The organism is [Pseudomonas] carboxydohydrogena, assembly GCF_029030725.1.
Lineage (GTDB): Bacteria > Pseudomonadota > Alphaproteobacteria > Rhizobiales > Xanthobacteraceae > Afipia > Afipia carboxydohydrogena.
In genome coordinates, this window is record NZ_CP113162.1 from 3,013,408 (window position 1) to 3,032,912 (window position 19,505).

Consider the following 19,505-nt stretch of genomic DNA (forward strand, 5'->3'; position numbering starts at 1 on the left):
CAGTAACCTCCATGATCAGACGGAACGGGATTGCAGCCGCCTCAGGCGGCCGCCGATTTCTTGCGGTTGGCGTCGAGCCTGCGATCCACCAGCGCAACGATCTGGTCGATCGCCGGATGGTTCATGCCCCGCTGCCGCGCCAGCAATTGCACGAGCTTGTCGGCGCGCTCGACATTCGCAGCCCCATTGGTCAGGGCCCGCGCCACCGATGCCGGCCGCGCGAGGCTCTTGGCCGCCGCTGCGTATTTCTCGAAAGGCACCAGATCTTCGCGCTTCGCACCGAGCGCGATGCAGACGTCACTCACGAACTCGTACACCGCGCGCGATTGCGCGAGATCGGAATGAACCGCTTCCTGCGCGGTGCGCATGCCATCTGCGGTGATGCAACGATAGTTGCCAGCCAGGAGCATCGGCCATTTCGCCAGCGGCACGAACAGCGAATCGTGGAACCGCAGCTTCACCGGCACCTCGGTCGCACCTTCCGGCGTCTCCATGCGGATCGCATCGATGTCGCGCTCAAGCTGGCGCAGGATGGCGTTGCTGTTCTCGTTCTCGAAGCGCGCGACCTTGAAATTGGTCGGCAGCGTGACGTGAAGGAAGTTGACCTTTTCCTCCGGCGGGCGGATCGCCTGCGGATCGGGGCTGCACAGCGTCAGCGTGCCGGGGTCGAACGCGCTCCAGACCGACGGATCGGTGTAGGCGGCTTTCACGGCATCCGCATCGACACCCGGCAGGCGCGCGATATAGGGCAGCGGCGGCATGTTCATGATCGACATGCACGGCACGCGCGATCTCGCGATACGCTCCAGCAATTCGCGCACGCCCGGCGCGCCGTATTGCGGCTCCTGCATCGCAAGGCCGATCAGGTCGTAGTCCGCCGGGTTCACATCATCCATTGCGCCCATCGCGGATACCTTGCCGGGCAGATTGCGTGAATCGATCAGAAGCGGCGTCTCGCGGCCACGGACCGGCATCCGCACGCGAAAGCCCTCGCCGTTGATGAGATCGGCCTCCGCGGGCAGGCAGACCAGCGTGACGGAGTGGCCGCCGAACAGAAGTTTGGACGCGAGCAGCGAGCCATAGGACGCGCCGAGGATGAGGATTTTATAGTGTGACATCATTGTTCTCTTTTTTTGAAACAGAGACGCTGCGCCCGGCCTTGCAGCCAGAACCTGTCTCCGTACGTCCCAAGGTGTTTTGTTTGAGCGCTTGTTGCGCCTGACGTGCGCGCACGGCCGTGGCGGTGCGAACGTGTGTCGAATAGCCGATAGAGGTGAAGCCGGCCTCGTTGAGGCCGGCTTCCGATCCGTTACAGGTCCTCGAAGGCAGTTTCCCGCGAGACCAGCGTCGCGATCAGCGTGATGGCGCCGAGAGCGATGAGGTACCAGGAGATCGCATGGGTGGAGCCGTAGTAAGCCAGCAGGCCCGTCGCAATCATCGGAGCGAAACCGCCGCTGATCGCCGCCGACACCTGCACGCCGAGCGACGCGCCGCTGTAACGCACCTTGGTGCCAAACAGTTCGGGGATGAAAGCAGCCTGCGGACTGAACATCAGCCCGTGGGTGATGCTCATGATGATCGCAATCGCGATCGCGATCGTCGTCGGGTCCTTGGTCTCGACGAAGGTGAACAGCGGGAACGCCGCGATCATCGAAAGGATGGTCCCTGCGATATAAAGCGGCTTGCGGCCCACATAATCCGACAACAACCCGAACAGCGGCAGCGTCACCAGTTCGAGCATCGCTGCGTAAAGCACCGCGTCGAGAATGACCGTCTTCGAGAGGTGAAGATGCGATGTCGCATAATAGACCAGGAAGCCGATCAGCACATACACCCACGCCACTTCCGAGATCTTGAGGCCCACGGCGACGATGAAATTCTTGAAGTCCTTGGTGAGCACGTCGAGAAGCGGCGCATTGACCACCTCGCCCTGCTCCTGGACTTTGGCGAACTTCGGCGTCTCGACGAGCCGCATGCGCACGAACAGGCCGACGGCGACGAGAATCGCGCTGAGCCAGAACGGAAGCCGCCAGCCCCAGCTCATGAACTGGTCGTCAGGCAACTTGGAGACCAGAAGGAAGACCAGCGTCGCGCACACCATGCCGAGCGGAAAGCCGACCTGCACGAGGCTGCCGAGGAAGCCACGGCGGTGCCGGTCGCCGCTTTCAATCACCATCAGGGTCGCGCCACCCCATTCGCCGCCGATGCCGATGCCCTGCGCCATACGCAGGATCAACAGCAGGATCGGGGCAAGAATGCCGACTTGATCGTATGTCGGCAGACATCCGATCAGGAACGTGCCCGCACCCATGATAATCATGGTCAGCGTCAGCATCGCCTTGCGGCCGAGCTTGTCGCCGAAATGGCCGAACACCGCGCCGCCCAGCGGACGCGCCACGAAACCCACCGCGTAGGAGCCGAATGCGGCGAGCGTGCCGACGAGCGGATCGTAGTTCGGAAAGAACAGCTTGTTGAACACCAGCGCCGCCGCGGTGCCATAGATCAGGAAATCGTACCACTCGACCGTGGTGCCGAGCACGCTCGCCGTGACGATGTGCTTGATGCTGGACCCCTCCTTGGGCACAGCGGGGTTTAGAACCTCTGCTGTCGACATTTGTTTCTCCCTAGTTGACTTTGCGGGTTATGTTTCCCGAATTAAGAAACTTCAGCATCGTTGCTGAATAGAAAGTTGTCAACTAAGTTTCCTTCTGCGATACTTATTTAAGCAAAGTTTCTTAGTGCAGGAGAGATCTGGCATGCCAAACACCACCTTCATCATCCACGCCTATGATGATGTTGAACCGATCGACATCGGAGCAACATTCGGCGTTCTTTCAATGGCCAAGCGCGTCGATCCAGGCATCGGGATGATCCTGGTGGCCAACAAGGCCGGGCCGGTCCGGCTCTCCAATGGACTTGAGATCATCGCCCCCTACAGCGTGGCGAATTGTCCCGCCGGTGACGTGTTGATGATTCTCGGCGGGGCCGCATGGCCCCAGGTCAGCAAGGACGAGCAGACCCTCGACTTCATTCGCTCGTTCGCGCGCAAGGGCATCGTGGCGTCAGTTTGCACTGGGGCGCTTATACTTGCGGGCGCCGGCCTGCTCGACGGCAAGAACGCGACCACGCGCCGTTTCGCGCCCGCCGGCACCGAGACGCCGCTCGCGCTGATGAGCAAACTTTATCCCGGCGTGAAAGGCACCGAAGCGCGGTTCGTCGATTCCGGCGCGGTCGTCACCGGCGGCGGCGTCGTTCTGGCAGTCGATACGACATTGCACCTGATTGCGCGGTTGCGCGGCGCGGACGTCGCGAAAGAGGTTGCGCGCATCATCGAATACCCATGGAGCGGCAATGACGGGGCGTTTTCCGAAGCCACCGGCGCGCTCAAAACCGCGGCCGCATAACCGAGTTGACAGATTCTGTAGTTTGTATCCTAATAGGATACTTATTCAACAAAGGAGGATACCCCGATGGACCCACGCTTCGTCACCAAGGAACCCACCCCGGGCGGTTCGGTCTATGTGAAAGTCACCGACATGGACTGGAAGCCTTCCCAGTTCGAAGGCATCCAGATCAAGGTGCTGTACGAAAAGCCGGAAACCGGCGAACTGACCTGCCTTTTGAAGTGGGAGCCGGGCACCACGCTGCCCTTCCACCAGCATCCCGAACTCGAGCAGAGCTATGTGCTCGAAGGTTCGTTCTATGATCATGACGGCATCTGCCGCGCGGGCAATTTCGTCTGGCGCCAGCCGGGCTCCTATCACGAGACCAAGAGCGACGAAGGCTGCATCATTCTCGCCGTCTACCGCAAGCCGAACAAGTTCGGCGAGAAGGCGGGCTTCGGCGTCGAGAAGGAAGGCGCTCTCGCAAGCTGATTCAAGGCGACTGATCGTTCCCCCAGCCTTGATCTCGGGGCGCTGCTTGCAGCGCCCCTTTTTTACGGCCCATGGCCACGCGGTTTGCCGGGAGGACGATTAGCTGCGGTTTTTGGGCTCGTATAACACGACGAGCGCTTTGGCTTCGCCGGACTTGCCGCGCCCGCGATGCCGCTGGCGGGGATCGAAATAGATGCAATCGCCCGGCATCAACTCGAAGGTTTCGTTGCCGACCTCGAATTCCACGACGCCGCTGAGCACGAAGATCATCTCCTCGCCGCCATGCTCGAAGAACACTTCCTTGAGGATCTGCGAGGGGAAGGTAAACAGAAACGGCGACATGTGTTTGCCGGCGGCGTTCTGGACCAGCGACTGGTAATCGTAGCCGAACGACGTGGCGCCGCGCACGACGTTGCGCCGCTCATCGGCGCGCACCACGGAAACACCTTCATAGCCCGGCTCGGCGCGCTCGGCGGCTCCGTTTTCGACAAGCCCCGCGAGATCGGTACCCAGCGCCTTGGCGAGCTTCGAGAGAGTTCCAAGAGGCGGCGTCTGACGGCCGGTCTCGACCTTGGAAAGATACCCCTTGGTGAGCCCGACCTCCTGGGCCAGCGAATCCAGCGTGCGCTCCTGCATCTTGCGCAGTTGCCTGATCCGCCGTCCGAGCGTGTCGATTTCCTGCTCGCTTTTAAAGCCGGTTTCCAAGATGTCGGTCGTTGTCATTTCGAATCGTCGATTGTGCCGGAAGCTCTTGATTATCAATAGTTCGGGCTGGTCGTAACCATTATCGATAGATAATCCCATCTATAGCAAATCGCCAGCCGCCCGGCATTTGATCCTCCTCAAGTTTCCTGATAAGAAACATTGTGAAATTCAGAGGCGGCACATGCAGCGGCAATACAAAATCGCCCGTAAGGTCAATGAAACCCCGAACACGATCTCCGTATTCCTGATCGCGGACGGAGCACTGGATCGCTTTCAGGCCGGGCAGCATCTTGCTTTCGATATTCCGGGCGTCGGCGAGCGCCCCTATGTGTTGTCGGCCTTTTCTCCCGACCCGAAAATCTATCGCATCACGGTCGTCCACACCGACGCGGCGGATGCGGCGAGAGCAGCTTCCTACTGGACCGACCATGCGGAAAAAGGCGGCCTCATCCGCGCGACAGGGCCGCAGGGATCGTTTCACCTCACCGCCGAGCTCGATCGGCCCATCGTCATTCTCAGCAAGGACATCGGCGAAGCCGCCGTCACCGCGATGGCGGAAGAACTGGCGGTGCGGGCCTCACGGCATCACGCCGTGTTCCTGCACGCGACGTTCAACAGCTCGACATTCGCCCTCAAAGGCAAACTGGGATCGCTGCAAGCCGATCTGCCGAACAGCGTCTGGAAAGTCTGGTTCAGCAATCCGCGCCAGATCGACCGGCCGGGCAAGGAATACGACCTCAACGGCGACATGACCCTTGGCGCGTGCGAAGAATTCTTTCCGCACGAGGAATTCGACGCCTACATCTGCGGCCCGCGGGAATTCGTCGCCGCAACCGAAGCCGCGCTGCGTGCAAGCGACTCCACATGCCGCGAGATCTACACACAGGAGATGGGTGTTACGCTCGCGCCACCGGCGGAGATCGCGAACGAAAAAGAGTTGCCGACGCTCCATCCGCAATCGGTGACGTTCACCACCTCGGGCATCGCGGCGACATGGACTCCCGAGAAAGGCACGCTGCTGGAATTCGCCGAAAGCCTCGGGATCAACGCGCCTTTCAACTGCCGCACCGGAATGTGCGGCATGTGCGCGCGCAAGGTGACGGCGGGCGAGGTCATGAAAATCCGCGAGACCTCGGCGAAAACGCGCGAGAGCTGCCAGCTGATGTGCTCGACCATCCCGATGAGCAAGGTCGAGATCGAACTGTAGCAGCGCCCGCGCGCTTCTTGCGTCTTATCACGCCACCGGCGCCAGATTGGCGTGGTGCGTCTGGCGGCACCAGTAATCGAACGTGGCGTTCACGATTGACGGCTTCAGCAGATAGTCGTGCGCTTCCCTGGCGAGCACAGGATCGACCGGCGTCAGCGGGCCGAACACGCGGGCGCGGATCTGCATGCGCGCGGCACGCTCCAGATAGACCGACAGATAGGTCGCTTCCTCGATCGAACAGCCCGCCGTGAGGTAACCGTGATGGGCGAGGATGATGGCGCGCATGGAGCCGAGCGCCTCGGAAATCAGCACGCCCTCCTGATCGGCGATCGGCACACCCGGCCAGTCGCCGAGGAATGCGCAATCCTCATGCAGCGGCGTCATGTCCATCTGCGAGATCACCAGCGGCTGACGCGCCGCCGCCAGCGCCGAGGCCCATGGCGAATGCGTATGGATCATGGATTGCACGTCGGGCCGCGCCTCATACACCCAGAGGTGAAAGCGGGTCGCCGGGTTGGGCATGCCGTGGCCGGTCAGCGTGTTCAGGTCGCGGTCGACCTCGATGAAGTCATCAGGCGTGGCCTCATCGAAGCCGAGGCCGAAGCGAAGCGTCCAGTAGGCATCCGGCCGCTCCGAGCGCAGGCTGATCTGGCCCGCGAGGCCCGCCTCCTGTTCGGTCATCGCCAGAATGCGGCAGGCATAAGCGAGCTTTTCCTTCGGGCTGCGCTGTGCGCCTTTAAGATACTCCGCCATTTCCTTTGTCGCGCGATCGTCGAAATATTCCTTGGCGCGCAAGCTCTTCACGTCCACGTTCATGGCTTCCTCCCTTGTTTCCGCCAGCAAGACGCCGGAGTATCGAAGGTAGGGCGGCATGCAGCCATGATGCTGCGCTCATAACTGAAATGAGGTGGGGCGGCTAACGCGCCGCTGCCGTCGCAAGCTCCAGTAGTTCCTGCACCAGCGGCGAGGGCGGGCGGTCCGTTCGCGTGATGGCCACGATGCGCCGCCTGAGCACGGGGCTTGCGATGGCCGTTTTCACCAGATCGTGCTCCGCAAGCACCCGGTCCGGAATCCGCGACGGCAGCACGCAGGCGCCGACGCCCGAGGCGACAAGCTGCAACATCGCATCGACGGTTTCCGCCTCCGCCACGATCTGCGGTTTCTTCACCGCCACGCGCAGCATCTTGTGCAGCGCATAGTGCGGCGGAAAGCCGACCAGCTTGATGTCCGCTTCGTTCAAATCGACCGGCACCGAGAGCCGGCACGATTTCGGAGCGATCAGGCACATCTCATCGTCGAACAGCGGCGTCACCGCGAGATCGGCGGAATTGACCGCAACATCGTAGACAAAGCCGAGATCGGCCCGGCCGCTCTCCACCAGTGCGACCACATCCGGCGAACTGCGGCCCATCAGCGAAAGATTGACCTGCTCATGCCGGCCAACGAACTGCGCCAGCACATCGGCGGTGAAATAGTAACTGAGCGTATGCACCGTCGCGACCCGGATGGTGCCGCGCGACAGACCTTCCTTGTCGCGGATGTCCTCCAGCGCCTCGTCGATCGCGGCGTAAGCGGGTCTCGCCGCCGCCAGCAGCCTGCGGCCGCAATCGGTCAGTTCGACGCCACGGCCCGTCCGGACGAACAGGGCATTCCCCACATACGCTTCCAGCGAGGCGAGCTGGCGGCTGATCGCCGACTGGGTCAGATCGAGACCGTCGGCCGCGCGCGACAGCGATTTCGTCTCCGCGATCCTGACGAAATAACGAAGCTGACGATCCAGGCTCTCCATATCATGTGTGTGCTGCCGGGCGTGCGACCCGTCAAGCATTCCGCAGGCCTGCGGCGTGTTGACACCCCGCCAGCCGCATGGTCCACCCTTGGTCGGGATCAGGGGCCGGAAGGCGCCCGCGACACGCAGGATCGGCCATGAACGTCTCGTCTTTTTCGGTTGTCAAAGGATCGGTGCTGCCGCGCCATGACTGGACGCGCGACGAGGCGCAGGCGCTGTACGATCTGCCGTTCGCCGACCTGATGTTTCAGGCGCAGAGCGTCCACCGCGCCAATTTCGACCCCAACCATGTCGAGACCGCAAGCCTGCTCAGCATCAAGACCGGCGGCTGCCCGGAGGATTGCGGCTACTGCTCGCAAAGCGCCCATTACAAAACCGACGTCAAGGCCACCAAGCTGATGGACCATGACGCCGTGATCGCCACCGCGCGCCGCGCCAAGGAATCGGGCGCGAACCGTTTCTGCATGGCGGCGGCATGGCGCAACCCGAAGGACAAGGATCTCGACAAGGTTTGCGATATGGTCAGCGAAGTGAAGGCGCTCGGCCTCGAGACCTGCGCGACGCTGGGCATGCTGACGCGCGAACAGGCCGACCGGCTGCGCGACGCCGGCCTCGATTTCTACAACCACAATGTCGATACCTCGCCGGAATTCTACGGTCACATCATCACCACGCGCACGATGCAGGACCGCATCGAGACGCTGGCGCATGCCCGCGAATCCGGCCTCAAGGTCTGCTGCGGCGGCATCGTCGGCATGGGTGAGCAGGTCGAGGACCGCCTCGGCATGCTGATGCTGCTCGCCAACCTCGCCGAGCATCCCGAGAGCGTGCCGATCAACCTGTGGAATGAAGTGAAGGGCGTGCCGGTCAACGGCACCGCCAACGCGCCGGACCCGATCGAGATGGTGCGGATGATCGCGGTCGCACGCATCATGATGCCGAAAAGCGTGGTGCGGCTCTCCGCCGGCCGCCAGTACATGACCGACGAGATGCAGGCTTTGTGTTTCCTCGCAGGCGCCAACTCGATCTTCATCGGCGACGTGCTTTTGACCACCAAGAACCCGCAGACCGACAAGGACGCCGCGTTGCTCAACCGGCTCGGCATGACATCGCGGTTCGACGAGGTTCGGACGGCCGATCAGGCTCCCTCATCCAGCCGCGCGATTTGATTTCGCGCAAAGCGCCCCCGCCCCCGATCCTCCACGGTCTGCACGCCTGACAGTGCAGCTTCCCGATTCGACCCTCGACACTGGACCTGGAAAAGCTCTAAAAAGGCGTTCGAGAATAGTCGCCCCTTTCGTGGACGCTGTCTCGTCCATGGCTCCCGTGGGGTTTTTGGTATGGATTACAATGAGTTCTTCGACGGCGCCCTGAATCAGCTTCACGACGAGCGCCGCTATCGCGTATTCGCCGATCTTGAGCGCATCGCCGGGCGTTTCCCGTTCGCGACCTGGCATACCCCCAAGGGCGAGCGCAGCGTCGTGATGTGGTGCTCGAACGATTATCTCGGCATGGGCCAGCACCCCAAGGTGGTCGGCGCCATGATCGAGACCGCGACCCGCACCGGGACCGGCGCGGGCGGCACCCGCAACATCGCGGGCAACAACCATTCCCTGATCCAGCTCGAGCACGAACTCGCCGACCTTCACGGCAAGGAAGCCGCGCTGGTGTTCACCTCCGGCTATGTGTCGAACCAGACCGGCATCTCGACGCTGGCCAAGCTCATCCCGAACTGCCTGATCCTGTCGGACGCGCTCAACCACAATTCGATGATCGAAGGCATCCGCCAGTCCGGCTGCGAGCGCATCGTGTTCCGCCACAACGACATGGCCCATCTCGAGGAGTTGCTTCGCACCCATCGCGGCCGGCCGACGCTGATCGTGTGCGAAAGCCTCTATTCGATGGACGGCGACATTGCCCCGCTCGGCAAGGTCTGCGACCTCGCCGAGAAATACGGCGCGATGACCTATGTCGATGAGGTCCATGCGGTCGGCATGTACGGCCCGCGCGGCGCCGGCATCTCCGAGCGCGACGGCGTCATGCACCGCATCGACATTCTCGAAGGCACGCTGGCGAAAGCGTTCGGCTGTCTCGGCGGCTACATCGCCGGAAAATCCAACGTCGTCGACGCCATCCGCTCGCACGCACCGGGCTTCATTTTCACCACGGCGCTGCCGCCGGCGGTCTGCTCGGCCGCGACCGCGGCGATCCGCCACCTCAAGACCTCGCAATGGGAACGCACCCGCCAGCAGGACCGCGCCGCCCGCGTCAAGGCGATCCTGATCGCCGCCGGGATTCCGGTGATGTCGAGCGACACGCATATTGTGCCGGTTTTCGTGGGCGATCCCGAGCTGTGCAAGAAGGCCAGCGACCTTCTGCTTGAGCAGCACGGCATCTACATCCAGCCGATCAACTATCCGACCGTGCCGAAAGGCACCGAACGGCTGCGCATCACGCCCTCGCCCTATCACGAGGACGCTCTGATCGATGAACTCGCCGCCGCGATGGTGTCGGTCTGGGAACGGCTGGGCCTGCGGCTGAACGAGAAGTCGCTCGCCGCCGAGTAACGGGCGATATCGGTTTCTCGCTATCGGCCCGTCACGTCGCCATGCTGCGCGGCGGGTGTCTTTCTTTCGACAGAACGATGCGCATCAGGTCGGCGGCGTTCTTGGCTCCCAGCTTGGTCATGATGCGGGCGCGATGGACCTCGATGGTGCGCGGGCTGATTCCGAGCCGCCGCCCCGCCTCCTTGTTCGACGCCCCGCTCGCGACCTGCCCCAGCACCTCGCGCTCCCGGCTCGTCAGCAGATGGCGGCCGCAAAAATCGCCAAGCCCCGCGATCGGCCCGTCAACCGACCGGCGATAGGCCCGCACCGCCTCGCGCACCCGATCAGCCATCACATTCGCGGCGAAAGGCTTCTCCATGAAGTCGAGCGCGCCGGGTTTCATCGCGGTCACGGCGGTCGGCACATCCGAGTGCCCGGAAATCACGATCACGGGCGGGACAAAGCGCATCTCGGCAAGATCCTGCAATACGTCGAGACCCGAATATCCCGGTAATTGCAGGTCGAGGATGACGCAGGCCGGCGGTTTCAAGCGGACCGCCTCCAGAAAGGTCAGCCCGTCGCTGAAACCCTGGGTTGCAAAGCCTTCCAGCCGAAGCAACAGGGTCAGGGCATCGCTGACCGATTTGTCGTCATCCACTATGAAAACGTACGCGTCTCCAGGAAACGGATGGACTTCCCCCATAATTCCCCCGACGAGTATATTCATTAAATACAATTTATACGTGTATAAGCTGATTCGAGGCGGTTTACAAATCCGGCCTCATCGCCGGCTTGCTCGCGCCAAGCGCGCAACGACATGTTTCCGTCATGCCAAAAAAAAGGTTTGATGCGGCCTCGATGGCCTGCCGGAAGGCCGTCTTCGGAGCGGATGGATGCTTGGAAACAGCACGGTGATCGCAGCGGCCTTCGGCTATATCGGCCTGCTGTTTGCGATCGCGTTCTACGGCGACCGTCTCAGTCTGACGCAGCGCTCCCGCGCGGGCATCCTGATCTATCCGCTGTCGCTTGCGATCTACTGCACGTCCTGGACCTTCTTCGGCTCGATCGGCCTCGCCACCCGCACCAGCATCGAATTCCTGGCGATCTATATCGGCCCGATCATCATGCTGGTCTTCGGCAAACCGATCACGCTGCGGGTGATCCGGCTTGCGAAATCCCAGCACATCACCTCGATCGCCGACTTCATCGCCGCGCGTTACGGCAAGAGCCAGGCGGTCGCGGCCACCGCCGCGATCATCGCCATCATCGGCTCGGTACCCTACATCGCGCTGCAATTGAAGGCGATCGCCTCCTCGCTCGAAACCATTCTCAACGGTCCCAACGATGTGGCGAGCCTGCCCTTCGCCGGCGACATCGCGATTTTCGTCACGATCGCGCTGGCGCTGTTCGCCGTGCTGTTCGGAACCCGGCAAAGCGATGCGACCGAACACCAGCACGGCCTGATGCTCGCCGTCGCCGCCGAATCCATCGTCAAGCTCGTCGCATTCCTCGCCGCAGGCATCTTCGTCACCTTCATCATGATGAGCCCGACCGAGCTGATCCAGCGGGCGATGAAAACACCGGAAGCGATCCGTGCGATCGAACACACGCCTTCGATCGGCAATTTCCTGGCGATGACGCTGCTGTCGTTCTTCGCCATCCTGCTGCTGCCGCGCCAGTTCCACGTCAGCGTCGTCGAAAATTCCAGCGAGGCCGAAGTGTCGCGCGCCCGCTGGCTGTTTCCGCTCTATCTCGTCGCGATCAACATCTTCGTTATTCCAATCGCGCTGGCCGGTCTCGTCACCTTCCCGTTCGGCGCGGTCGACAGCGACATGTTCCTGCTGGCGCTGCCGATCGAGGCCGGCGCGCACTGGATGAGCATCATCGTCTTCGTCGGCGGCCTGTCCGCCGCCACCGCGATGGTGATCGTGGAATGCGTGGCGCTCGCCATCATGCTGTCCAACGACATCGTGATGCCGCTGGTGCTACAGGCCGACACCACGCCGCGAAACGGACGCGCCGACCTCGGCCGCCTGCTTCTGATCGTGCGCCGCGTCGCCATCGTCGCCATCATGACGATGGCCTATTTCTATTATCACGCGCTCGGCAACGCACAGCTCGCCGCCATCGGCCTTCTGTCCTTCGCCGCGGTGGCACAACTCGCGCCGGCGTTCTTCGGCGGCCTGATCTGGCGGCGCGGCACCGCGGCCGGCGCCATCGGCGGCATGGTCGTCGGGTTCGTCATCTGGGCCTATACGCTGTTCCTGCCGAGCTTCATCGAGGTCGGACCGCTCGGCACGCAATGGCTGAAGGAAGGCCTGTTCGGCATCGCCGTCCTGCGGCCGCAGCATCTGTTCGGTAGCCAGATGTCGCCGCTGATCCACGGCCTGCTGTGGAGCCTGACGCTCAATCTTCTGGCCTATGTCGCGCTGTCGTTCTCGAAGCCGCAGACCTCGATCGAGCGATTGCAGGCGGACCTGTTCGTGCCGAGCGATCTCGCGCCGATCTCGCCGAATTTCCGCCGCTGGCGCACCACCGTGACGGTGCAGGACCTGCTCACCACCGTCGCGCAATATCTCGGCCCTGAGCGCGCCAATGCCGAATTCGAGGCCTTCGCCTCCGCGAACCGCATCACGCTGGACCGCAACACCTCCGCCGACTTCCAGTTGCTCAGCCATGCCGAGCATCTGATCGCCTCGTCCGTCGGTGCGGCCTCCTCGCGCCTCGTCATGTCGCTGTTGCTGCGCAAGCGCGCGGTGTCGGCGAAAGCCGCGCTGAAGCTGCTCGACGACGCCCATGCCGCATTGCATTTCAATCGTGAAATCCTGCAAACCGCGCTCGACCATGTGCGTCAGGGCATCGCCGTCTTCAACCGTGAACTGCAACTGATCTGCTCCAACCGGCAGTTCGGCGAGATGCTCAGCCTGCCCGCCCATGTCGCGCAGATCGGCATTCCGCTCGCGGAAATCCTCGAATTCGTCGGCGACAATCCGCGCAACAGCACCGAGACACGCGAGCAGCATCTGCGGCGGCGGCTCGATGCCTACACCACCGAAGGCGAGCCCTTCCTCGAACGGCTGCCCGGCCAGAACCGGGTCGTCGAGGTGCGCACCAATGCCATGCCCGGCGGCGGCCTTGTCGTTACCTTCTCCGACATCACCGCGAGCTTCGAGGCGGCAGAGGCACTGGAGCGCGCCAACGCCACGCTGGAACGCCGCGTGCGCGAGCGCACCGAGGAACTGACACGGCTGAACAACGAACTGGCGCTTTCCAAAACCATCGCGGACGAAGCCAACATCTCCAAGACGCGCTTCCTTGCCGCCGCGAGTCACGACATCCTTCAGCCGCTCAACGCGGCGCGGCTTTACGTCACCAGCCTCGTCGAGCGGCAGAGCGGCGGCGAGAACGCCCGTCTTGTCGACAACATCGACGAATCGCTCGAAGCCATCGAGGAAATCCTCGGCGCGCTCCTCGACATTTCCCGTCTCGACGCGGGCGCGATGACGCCGTCGATCTCGAGCTTCCGCATGAGCGACCTGATGCGCTCATTGCAGGTCGAGTTCATGCCGATGGCGCGGGAGAAGAATCTCGAGCTGATCTTCGTACCATCGACATTGGCTGTGAAATCGGATCGCGTGTTGCTGCGCCGTCTGTTGCAGAACCTGATCTCGAACGCGATCAAGTACACGCCGACCGGCAAGGTGCTGATCGGCTGCCGCCCGCACGGCGCGAAGCTGCAAATCAGCATCCACGACACCGGCCTCGGCATTCCGCAGCACAAGCGCGGCGAGATCTTCAAGGAATTCCACCGGCTCGATCAGGGCGCGCGGATCGCGCGCGGACTCGGGCTGGGCCTGTCTATCGTCGAGCGCATCGCGCGCGTGCTCGAACACCATATCACCATCACGTCCAACAAGAGCGGCGGCTCGCACTTCGCCGTGACGTTGCCGGTGGCGAGCGGCTACAATCAGGTTCAGGCGCCGCCGAACGGTTCGGTCATTTCCTCGAAGACGCCGATGAGCGGCACCACCATCGTCTGCGTCGAGAACGACCCCGCCATCCTCGACGGCATGAAGACGCTATTGCGCGGCTGGGACGCCAATGTGATTGCCTCCGTCGATCCGAAGCAGGCATGCAAGGCCATTGCCAATTCGAACGAACCGATCACCGGGCTTCTGGTCGACTATCATCTCGACCGCGGCAACGGCATCGCCGCGATTCGCGACATCCGGCACAAGTTCGGCGCGCATATTCCGGCGATTCTGATTACGGCGGATCGCAGCCCGCCGGTGCGGGAGGCGGCGCGCGCCTATGGCATCGTCGTGCTGAACAAGCCGGTGAAGCCCGCAACATTGCGCGCGCTGCTCAGCCAATGGCGCAACCAGCAGATGGCGACGTCGCTGTCTCCGGCGGAGGCCGGCGCAATTTCGCAGACGGAAACGGAAGTTCAGGCCGACGGTTCGTTCTGACGCCAGTGGCTGCCGGAGATCTTCGCGGCCACGATGACTGCCTGGGTGCGGCTTTCGACGCCCAGTTTCTGCAAGATGGCCGAGACGTGCGCCTTGATGGTGGCTTCCGACACGCCGAGTTCATAGGCGATCTGCTTGTTGAGGAGACCCTCCGAGAGCATCATCAGCACCCGGACCTGCTGCGGCGTCAGCGTGATGAGCCGGTCGCGCAGCTTGGCCATGTCGGGATCGACCCCGGCGGTAAGATCGACATCGGAAGGGGTCCAGACGTCGCCGTTCATCACCTTGCCGATCGCCTCGCGCAGGGTCTCGATCCCGTAGCGCTTCGGGATAAAGCCGGACGCGCCGAATTCCATCGACCGGCGGATCGTGTCGCCATCGTCGCTCGCGGACACCACCACCACCGGAATCGCGGGATATTGCGCCCGCAGATAGATCAGGCCGGAAAAGCCGCTGACGCCCGGCATCGAAAGATCGAGCAACACGAGATCGATGTCGGATTCTTTCTCCAGCAGGGCCGTCAATTCACCGAACGCACCGGCTTCATCGATATTCGCAGCCGGGACCACGCTCCTGACCGCTTCCCGCAACGCCCCCCGGAAGAGAGGGTGGTCGTCGGCAATCACCAACCGGGTGGAGGAGGAAGACGGAGCCATGTCTTTGTATCTCTTTAGTTTTTAACTCAACTCGCCAAAGTCATTAAACTATACCACTCCTGAGCGCGAGGGCGAATCGAGCCTTTTTCGATCTGTCGGATTAGTAAATCTGCTCTCCGGCGGGGAAAGTCACCTTGTCATAAAGGCAAAGTCATTGGTGCCAAAGCCTTTAATGGCGGATGCCGGGACGGGGGGCGACCGCCCAATCCGTCCCCGGCACCCCCAAGTGGCCGCCACGCGCGCCGCCGCAAACGGCCGCTCCAGCCCGCCATGGTGATCGCCGCCGCCATGGCCATGCGGCCGTGAACGGCCGCTCGGAGAATCGCTTTCGCGCCTCCCTGCTGTCCGCCGCTCCCACAGCCAAGTCTTCCCCCGGTCTTGTCACCGGCGGCCCCGCCATTGCGTCGATTTGACACCATGCGCAAAACGCCCAGCAAGAACAGTGCGATGATGCCGGGGGATATTTCCCGGCAGTCATCAAGCGGGCCGCCTCAACCAAAGTATATCGTACGATATATTTTCCCGGCGAATACAGTGAAGCGTTACGACGCGATCCGGCAGCAACGGATCGTGCATGCAAAATTATTCAGATAAGGTATTCGGGAGGGTTACATGACCACACTGACCGCAGCCGCTTCGCGGCGCGGAGGAATGACCAAGGACGAGCGCTTCGTCATCTTTGCTTCCTCCCTCGGCACCGTGTTCGAATGGTACGACTTCTATCTCTACGGCTCGCTCGCCGCGATCATCGGCGCGCAATTCTTCAGCGCCTATCCGCCTGCCACGCGTGACATCTTCGCGCTGCTCGCATTCGCCGCCGGCTTCCTCGTGCGCCCGTTCGGAGCGCTGGTGTTCGGCCGCATCGGCGACATCGTCGGCCGCAAATACACCTTCCTCGTCACCATCCTGATCATGGGCCTTTCGACCTTCATCGTCGGACTGCTGCCCAACGCCGCGACCATCGGCATCGCGGCCCCGATCATCCTCATCGGTCTCCGCCTTCTGCAAGGCCTCGCTCTCGGCGGCGAGTACGGCGGCGCAGCCACGTACGTGGCCGAGCACTCTCCTCCCGGCAAACGCGGCTACTACACCTCCTTCATCCAGACCACGGCGACGCTCGGTCTGTTCCTGTCCCTTCTGGTGATTCTGTTCACCCGCACCATCGTCGGGGAAGCTGACTTCGCCGCATGGGGCTGGCGCATTCCCTTCCTGATGTCGGTCGTGCTGCTGGGCGTCTCCGTCATCATCCGGCTGAGGCTGAATGAATCGCCGGTCTTCCAGCGCATGAAGGAGGAAGGCAAGAGTTCAAAGGCGCCGCTGACGGAAGCGTTCGGCAACTGGGGCAACGCCAAGTTCGTCCTCATCGCGCTGCTTGGCGGCGTCATGGGCCAGGGCGTCGTCTGGTACACCGGCCAGTTCTACGCGCTGTTCTTCCTGCAATCGATCCTCAAGGTGGACGGCTACACCGCGAACCTGCTGATCGCGTGGTCGCTGCTGCTGGGCACGGGCTTCTTCATCGTGTTCGGCGTGCTCTCCGACAAGATCGGCCGTAAGCCGATCATTCTGGGAGGCTGCCTGATCGCGGCTCTGGTCTACTTCCCGATCTTCCGCATGATCACCACCTACGCCAACCCGGCACTGGAAACGGCGATCGAAACCGTGAAGGTCGAGGTCAAGGCCGACCCGAAGGTTTGCGGCGACCTGTTCAACCCGGTCGGCACACGCGTCTTTACCGCTCCTTGCGATACGGCGCGCGCCTTCCTGTCGCAGTCCTCGGTGAAATACTCGACCGTTCCGGCCCCGGCCGGCTCGCCAGTCGCGGTTTCGATCAACGGCAAGGATGTTCCTTACGTCAATGCAAAGGACTCCAACCCCGCGGTGACGGCCGCCTTGCAGGCTGCGGGTTATCCAAAGGCAGCCCATGCGGGCATCGTGAAGATGTCGAATCCGTTTGATATCTTCCGTCCGCAGGTCGCGGCCATCATCGGCCTGTTGTTCCTGCTGGTGCTGCTGGTGACGATGGTCTACGGCCCGATCGCGGCCATGCTGGTGGAACTGTTCCCGACCCGGATCCGCTACACCTCAATGTCGTTGCCCTATCACATCGGCAACGGCTGGTTCGGCGGCCTGCTGCCAGCGACTGCATTCGCCATCGTGGCCTCGACCGGCGATATCTATGCCGGCCTGTGGTACCCGATCATCTTCGCGGCGATCACCGTCGTTGTCGGCTTGTTCTTCCTGCCGGAAACCAAGGACGTCGATATTACGAAGTAACCCGCCTCACGAGGGCGCGACGAAAAGCGACCGCGGAGCAATCCGCGGTCGCTTCTTTTTTGTAGCCTGGCGCAGGGTGCGGGCCGCCGGTCCAGCGCTCAGATGTTTTCCGAAATTCTCTTCTGTACCCGAACGGCGATTTCGATCAGATGCTGCCAGACCCGGTCGAGCGCCGCCGTGAGTTTCTGCTGCGAGGAGGTTTGCGAACCGGTAGCCGCATCCTTGCCGATAGCGGCGCCAGCAGGCTTCCTGCCCGCCTCGCCGTTCGCCGCGGATTTTTCCGGAACGTCCCCTTTCAATGAATCGGTTTTGGCGAGCGGCTCGTCGATCTTGCCCTTGACCGTGTCGTTGCGGTTCGCGAGTTGCGTCTTGAGCGTATCGACCTGTCCTTGCAGGCGTCCGATCTCCTGATCCAGCGCCACGCGCTCGTCCGGCACGACGCGGCATGTCCAGCCCCCCTTAGGGGTGCAGACCGACACCGCGCCGGTGCGGGTGTCGAGGCGCAAATAACCGTTGTCGATCGCAGATAAAGTGTAGCGGCCATTTTCGTCGGCGGGCGGAGTCTGTGCGTATGCGGCATCCGCGGCCGCGAACAGCGCGAGGGCCGCAAATCCGGCGGAGAGTTTTCCGATCATCCTCATATCCATATCCCCGCGCCGCTTTCTCATTCGTCCGCGCGAAAGGGCGCGCGGCCCGATGTCAACGCATCGGCGAGCAGATCGATGCGATCCTGTCCCCAGAAGACTTCGCCGTTGAGCACGTAGGCGGGCGAGCCGAATACCCCGTGAGCGATAGCGTCCTGGCGGTTCTGCTCATAGATATCCTCGACCTCCACCGATTTCGACCGTTCGATCAGCGCCGTGCCCGGCAGGCCGCACCGGTCCGCCAGCGCCATGATCGTATCGGGGTCCGCAAGATTGAGTTCGTGCCGCCAGATACCTTCGAACACATGGCGCATGAAGGGTTCGGGATTTCCACCCGACGCGGCAATCGCAATCGCCACGCCATCGGCCAGCCGCGCGCTGAAAGGCCAGTATTTCGGCCGCAAATTGAAATTCAGGCCGCGTTTCTCGCGCCAGCGCTGCAACTCGACCATGCGATAGCGCTGCCGCAGCGGATGCCGCTTGGCGAGCGGCAGACCGCCGGTTTCGGAGAACAATTCCCCAAGGAAAACCGGCTTGTAGTCGATGGCTAGGCCATGGGCGGAGGCAAGATCGAGGAACGGCTTGTGGCCGATATAGGCCCAAGGCGACTGGAACGAATAGTAGTACTCAACGGACCTGGCCATGCGGACTCCGCCCCGAAGTTAAGCGGCATCCCAACAGAGCAGGCACGCTCGTGCAAGGTCATCCACGACAGTTACATGCCGCACCAGGGGCGACGTTTGGACGGTCGTATTTTTTACATATATTTCAATGTGTTATTCGGCATATGCAACCGTCGGCCAATCTTGACTTGCCAGAAGGCCGACAGTATGGTCCGCGCGGTTTCAGGGGTGTTTGGGGCGTTTTTTCCGAGATCTCGCGGCGTAAAAGACAGGGTGTCGGCGCAGGCAGGCACGTCGCAACGGACGCGAAGACGATGGATGAAAAAGACAAACCATCTGCCGATGAAGCCGCGCTCTCCACAAGGCTTCACCAGCTGGAAGACCGGCTTTCCCAAACCAGGAAAGACCGAAATCTCCGGACAGGTCAGTCGGACGGCAGGGATGGAAACGCCTCAGCCAACGCATCCGCGATGGCGCGCGGCTTCCGCCTCTCATCCGAATTGATTGCAGGCGTTCTTGTCGGAGCGGCCATCGGCTGGGGTTTCGACCGCCTGCTGTCCACGTCCCCCTGGGGACTGATCGTGTTCTTCCTGCTCGGCTTCGCGGCCGGCGTGATCAACGTGATGCGGACGGCGGGAGTGGCGGACAGGCCGGCGGACCGCCAATGATGCGCGGCATCGCCTGATCGATTGATGCAGCCGGCCCCGCCGGCATTTG

General features: G+C 62.5%; 17 protein-coding genes. 8 read left to right on the plus strand and 9 right to left on the minus strand.

The features are described from left to right. Positions 1 to 41: 41 nt before the first annotated feature. Positions 42 to 1,118 carry a ketopantoate reductase family protein gene (locus tag AFIC_RS14600; RefSeq protein WP_275248748.1) on the minus strand — a complete coding sequence of 359 codons (1,077 nt, stop codon included), beginning with the start codon at positions 1,116 to 1,118 and terminating at the stop codon, positions 42 to 44. 191 nt (positions 1,119 to 1,309) lie between these two features. Beyond that, the gene (locus tag AFIC_RS14605) at positions 1,310 to 2,614 is read right to left on the minus strand and encodes an MFS transporter (RefSeq protein ID WP_275246942.1); all 1,305 of its coding nucleotides are present in this window, start codon (positions 2,612 to 2,614) and stop codon (positions 1,310 to 1,312) included. Between the two features lie 142 nt (positions 2,615 to 2,756). Between AFIC_RS14605 and AFIC_RS14610 the strand changes: the two genes are divergently transcribed. Both AFIC_RS14610 and AFIC_RS14615 read left to right on the plus strand, forming a co-directional pair. After that, positions 2,757 to 3,404, plus strand: coding sequence for a DJ-1/PfpI family protein (locus AFIC_RS14610; protein ID WP_275246943.1), 648 nt, complete (start codon positions 2,757 to 2,759; stop codon positions 3,402 to 3,404). A gap of 66 nt (positions 3,405 to 3,470) precedes the next feature. After that, positions 3,471 to 3,875 (plus strand): cupin domain-containing protein, encoded by a 405-nt coding sequence (locus tag AFIC_RS14615; protein ID WP_275246944.1) that lies wholly within the window; start codon positions 3,471 to 3,473, stop codon positions 3,873 to 3,875. A gap of 99 nt (positions 3,876 to 3,974) precedes the next feature. Here AFIC_RS14615 and AFIC_RS14620 read toward each other — a convergent pair whose 3' ends face one another. Further along, positions 3,975 to 4,598, minus strand: a complete 624-nt coding sequence (locus AFIC_RS14620; protein ID WP_275246945.1) for a helix-turn-helix domain-containing protein — start codon at positions 4,596 to 4,598, stop codon at positions 3,975 to 3,977. A gap of 163 nt (positions 4,599 to 4,761) precedes the next feature. Between AFIC_RS14620 and AFIC_RS14625 the strand changes: the two genes are divergently transcribed. Beyond that, on the plus strand, positions 4,762 to 5,787 hold the full coding sequence (locus tag AFIC_RS14625; RefSeq protein ID WP_275246946.1) for a flavin reductase family protein: 1,026 nt from the start codon (positions 4,762 to 4,764) through the stop codon (positions 5,785 to 5,787). A 27-nt stretch (positions 5,788 to 5,814) separates the two neighbouring features. Here the strand turns inward: AFIC_RS14625 and AFIC_RS14630 are convergent, their stop codons facing one another. Beyond that, positions 5,815 to 6,603 (minus strand): aldolase, encoded by a 789-nt coding sequence (locus AFIC_RS14630; RefSeq protein ID WP_275246947.1) that lies wholly within the window; start codon positions 6,601 to 6,603, stop codon positions 5,815 to 5,817. A gap of 100 nt (positions 6,604 to 6,703) precedes the next feature. Next, the gene (locus AFIC_RS14635) at positions 6,704 to 7,576 is read right to left on the minus strand and encodes a LysR family transcriptional regulator (protein WP_275246948.1); all 873 of its coding nucleotides are present in this window, start codon (positions 7,574 to 7,576) and stop codon (positions 6,704 to 6,706) included. A gap of 137 nt (positions 7,577 to 7,713) precedes the next feature. On the opposite strand from AFIC_RS14635, the gene bioB reads away from it, so the two are divergent. Further along, positions 7,714 to 8,745 (plus strand): biotin synthase BioB, encoded by a 1,032-nt coding sequence (gene bioB, locus AFIC_RS14640; RefSeq protein ID WP_275246949.1) that lies wholly within the window; start codon positions 7,714 to 7,716, stop codon positions 8,743 to 8,745. A 171-nt stretch (positions 8,746 to 8,916) separates the two neighbouring features. Continuing rightward, positions 8,917 to 10,143, plus strand: coding sequence for a 5-aminolevulinate synthase (hemA, locus tag AFIC_RS14645; RefSeq protein WP_275246950.1), 1,227 nt, complete (start codon positions 8,917 to 8,919; stop codon positions 10,141 to 10,143). 31 nt (positions 10,144 to 10,174) lie between these two features. Here the strand turns inward: hemA and AFIC_RS14650 are convergent, their stop codons facing one another. Then, positions 10,175 to 10,825: a response regulator transcription factor gene (locus AFIC_RS14650; protein ID WP_275246951.1), complete on the minus strand. Its 651-nt coding sequence runs from the start codon at positions 10,823 to 10,825 to the stop codon at positions 10,175 to 10,177. 190 nt (positions 10,826 to 11,015) lie between these two features. Between AFIC_RS14650 and AFIC_RS14655 the strand changes: the two genes are divergently transcribed. After that, positions 11,016 to 14,591: a PAS domain-containing hybrid sensor histidine kinase/response regulator gene (locus AFIC_RS14655; protein WP_275246952.1), complete on the plus strand. Its 3,576-nt coding sequence runs from the start codon at positions 11,016 to 11,018 to the stop codon at positions 14,589 to 14,591. Here AFIC_RS14655 and AFIC_RS14660 read toward each other — a convergent pair. Beyond that, positions 14,570 to 15,247 carry a response regulator gene (locus AFIC_RS14660; protein WP_275246953.1) on the minus strand — a complete coding sequence of 226 codons (678 nt, stop codon included), beginning with the start codon at positions 15,245 to 15,247 and terminating at the stop codon, positions 14,570 to 14,572. The genes AFIC_RS14655 and AFIC_RS14660 overlap by 22 nt on opposite strands. Before the next feature lie 612 nt (positions 15,248 to 15,859). Between AFIC_RS14660 and AFIC_RS14665 the strand changes: the two genes are divergently transcribed. Further along, the gene (locus AFIC_RS14665; RefSeq protein ID WP_275246954.1) at positions 15,860 to 17,521 is read left to right on the plus strand and encodes an MFS transporter; all 1,662 of its coding nucleotides are present in this window, start codon (positions 15,860 to 15,862) and stop codon (positions 17,519 to 17,521) included. Between the two features lie 98 nt (positions 17,522 to 17,619). On the opposite strand, the gene AFIC_RS14670 is transcribed toward AFIC_RS14665, so the two are convergent. Both AFIC_RS14670 and AFIC_RS14675 read right to left on the minus strand, forming a co-directional pair. Continuing rightward, a complete protein-coding gene (locus AFIC_RS14670) occupies positions 17,620 to 18,162 on the minus strand; it encodes a hypothetical protein (protein ID WP_275246955.1) in 543 nt (180 codons plus the stop codon). A gap of 23 nt (positions 18,163 to 18,185) precedes the next feature. Then, on the minus strand, positions 18,186 to 18,809 hold the full coding sequence (locus AFIC_RS14675) for a 2-hydroxychromene-2-carboxylate isomerase (RefSeq protein ID WP_275246956.1): 624 nt from the start codon (positions 18,807 to 18,809) through the stop codon (positions 18,186 to 18,188). A 293-nt stretch (positions 18,810 to 19,102) separates the two neighbouring features. On the opposite strand from AFIC_RS14675, the gene AFIC_RS14680 reads away from it, so the two are divergent. Continuing rightward, positions 19,103 to 19,456 (plus strand): AtpZ/AtpI family protein, encoded by a 354-nt coding sequence (locus tag AFIC_RS14680; protein WP_275246957.1) that lies wholly within the window; start codon positions 19,103 to 19,105, stop codon positions 19,454 to 19,456. Positions 19,457 to 19,505 lie beyond the last annotated feature (49 nt).

Bases quoted from the DNA above. Each gene is read 5' to 3' on its own strand.
- AFIC_RS14600 (WP_275248748.1), bottom strand. From the start codon at position 1,118: ATGTCACACTATAAAATCCTCATCCTCGGCGCGTCCTATGGCTCGCTG.
- AFIC_RS14605 (WP_275246942.1), bottom strand. From the start codon at position 2,614: ATGTCGACAGCAGAGGTTCTAAACCCCGCTGTGCCCAAGGAGGGGTCC.
- AFIC_RS14610 (WP_275246943.1), top strand. From the start codon at position 2,757: ATGCCAAACACCACCTTCATCATCCACGCCTATGATGATGTTGAACCG.
- AFIC_RS14615 (WP_275246944.1), top strand. From the start codon at position 3,471: ATGGACCCACGCTTCGTCACCAAGGAACCCACCCCGGGCGGTTCGGTC.
- AFIC_RS14620 (WP_275246945.1), bottom strand. From the start codon at position 4,598: ATGACAACGACCGACATCTTGGAAACCGGCTTTAAAAGCGAGCAGGAA.
- AFIC_RS14625 (WP_275246946.1), top strand. From the start codon at position 4,762: ATGCAGCGGCAATACAAAATCGCCCGTAAGGTCAATGAAACCCCGAAC.
- AFIC_RS14630 (WP_275246947.1), bottom strand. From the start codon at position 6,603: ATGAACGTGGACGTGAAGAGCTTGCGCGCCAAGGAATATTTCGACGAT.
- AFIC_RS14635 (WP_275246948.1), bottom strand. From the start codon at position 7,576: ATGGAGAGCCTGGATCGTCAGCTTCGTTATTTCGTCAGGATCGCGGAG.
- bioB (WP_275246949.1), top strand. From the start codon at position 7,714: ATGAACGTCTCGTCTTTTTCGGTTGTCAAAGGATCGGTGCTGCCGCGC.
- hemA (WP_275246950.1), top strand. From the start codon at position 8,917: ATGGATTACAATGAGTTCTTCGACGGCGCCCTGAATCAGCTTCACGAC.
- AFIC_RS14650 (WP_275246951.1), bottom strand. From the start codon at position 10,825: ATGGGGGAAGTCCATCCGTTTCCTGGAGACGCGTACGTTTTCATAGTG.
- AFIC_RS14655 (WP_275246952.1), top strand. From the start codon at position 11,016: ATGCTTGGAAACAGCACGGTGATCGCAGCGGCCTTCGGCTATATCGGC.
- AFIC_RS14660 (WP_275246953.1), bottom strand. From the start codon at position 15,247: ATGGCTCCGTCTTCCTCCTCCACCCGGTTGGTGATTGCCGACGACCAC.
- AFIC_RS14665 (WP_275246954.1), top strand. From the start codon at position 15,860: ATGACCACACTGACCGCAGCCGCTTCGCGGCGCGGAGGAATGACCAAG.
- AFIC_RS14670 (WP_275246955.1), bottom strand. From the start codon at position 18,162: ATGAGGATGATCGGAAAACTCTCCGCCGGATTTGCGGCCCTCGCGCTG.
- AFIC_RS14675 (WP_275246956.1), bottom strand. From the start codon at position 18,809: ATGGCCAGGTCCGTTGAGTACTACTATTCGTTCCAGTCGCCTTGGGCC.
- AFIC_RS14680 (WP_275246957.1), top strand. From the start codon at position 19,103: ATGGATGAAAAAGACAAACCATCTGCCGATGAAGCCGCGCTCTCCACA.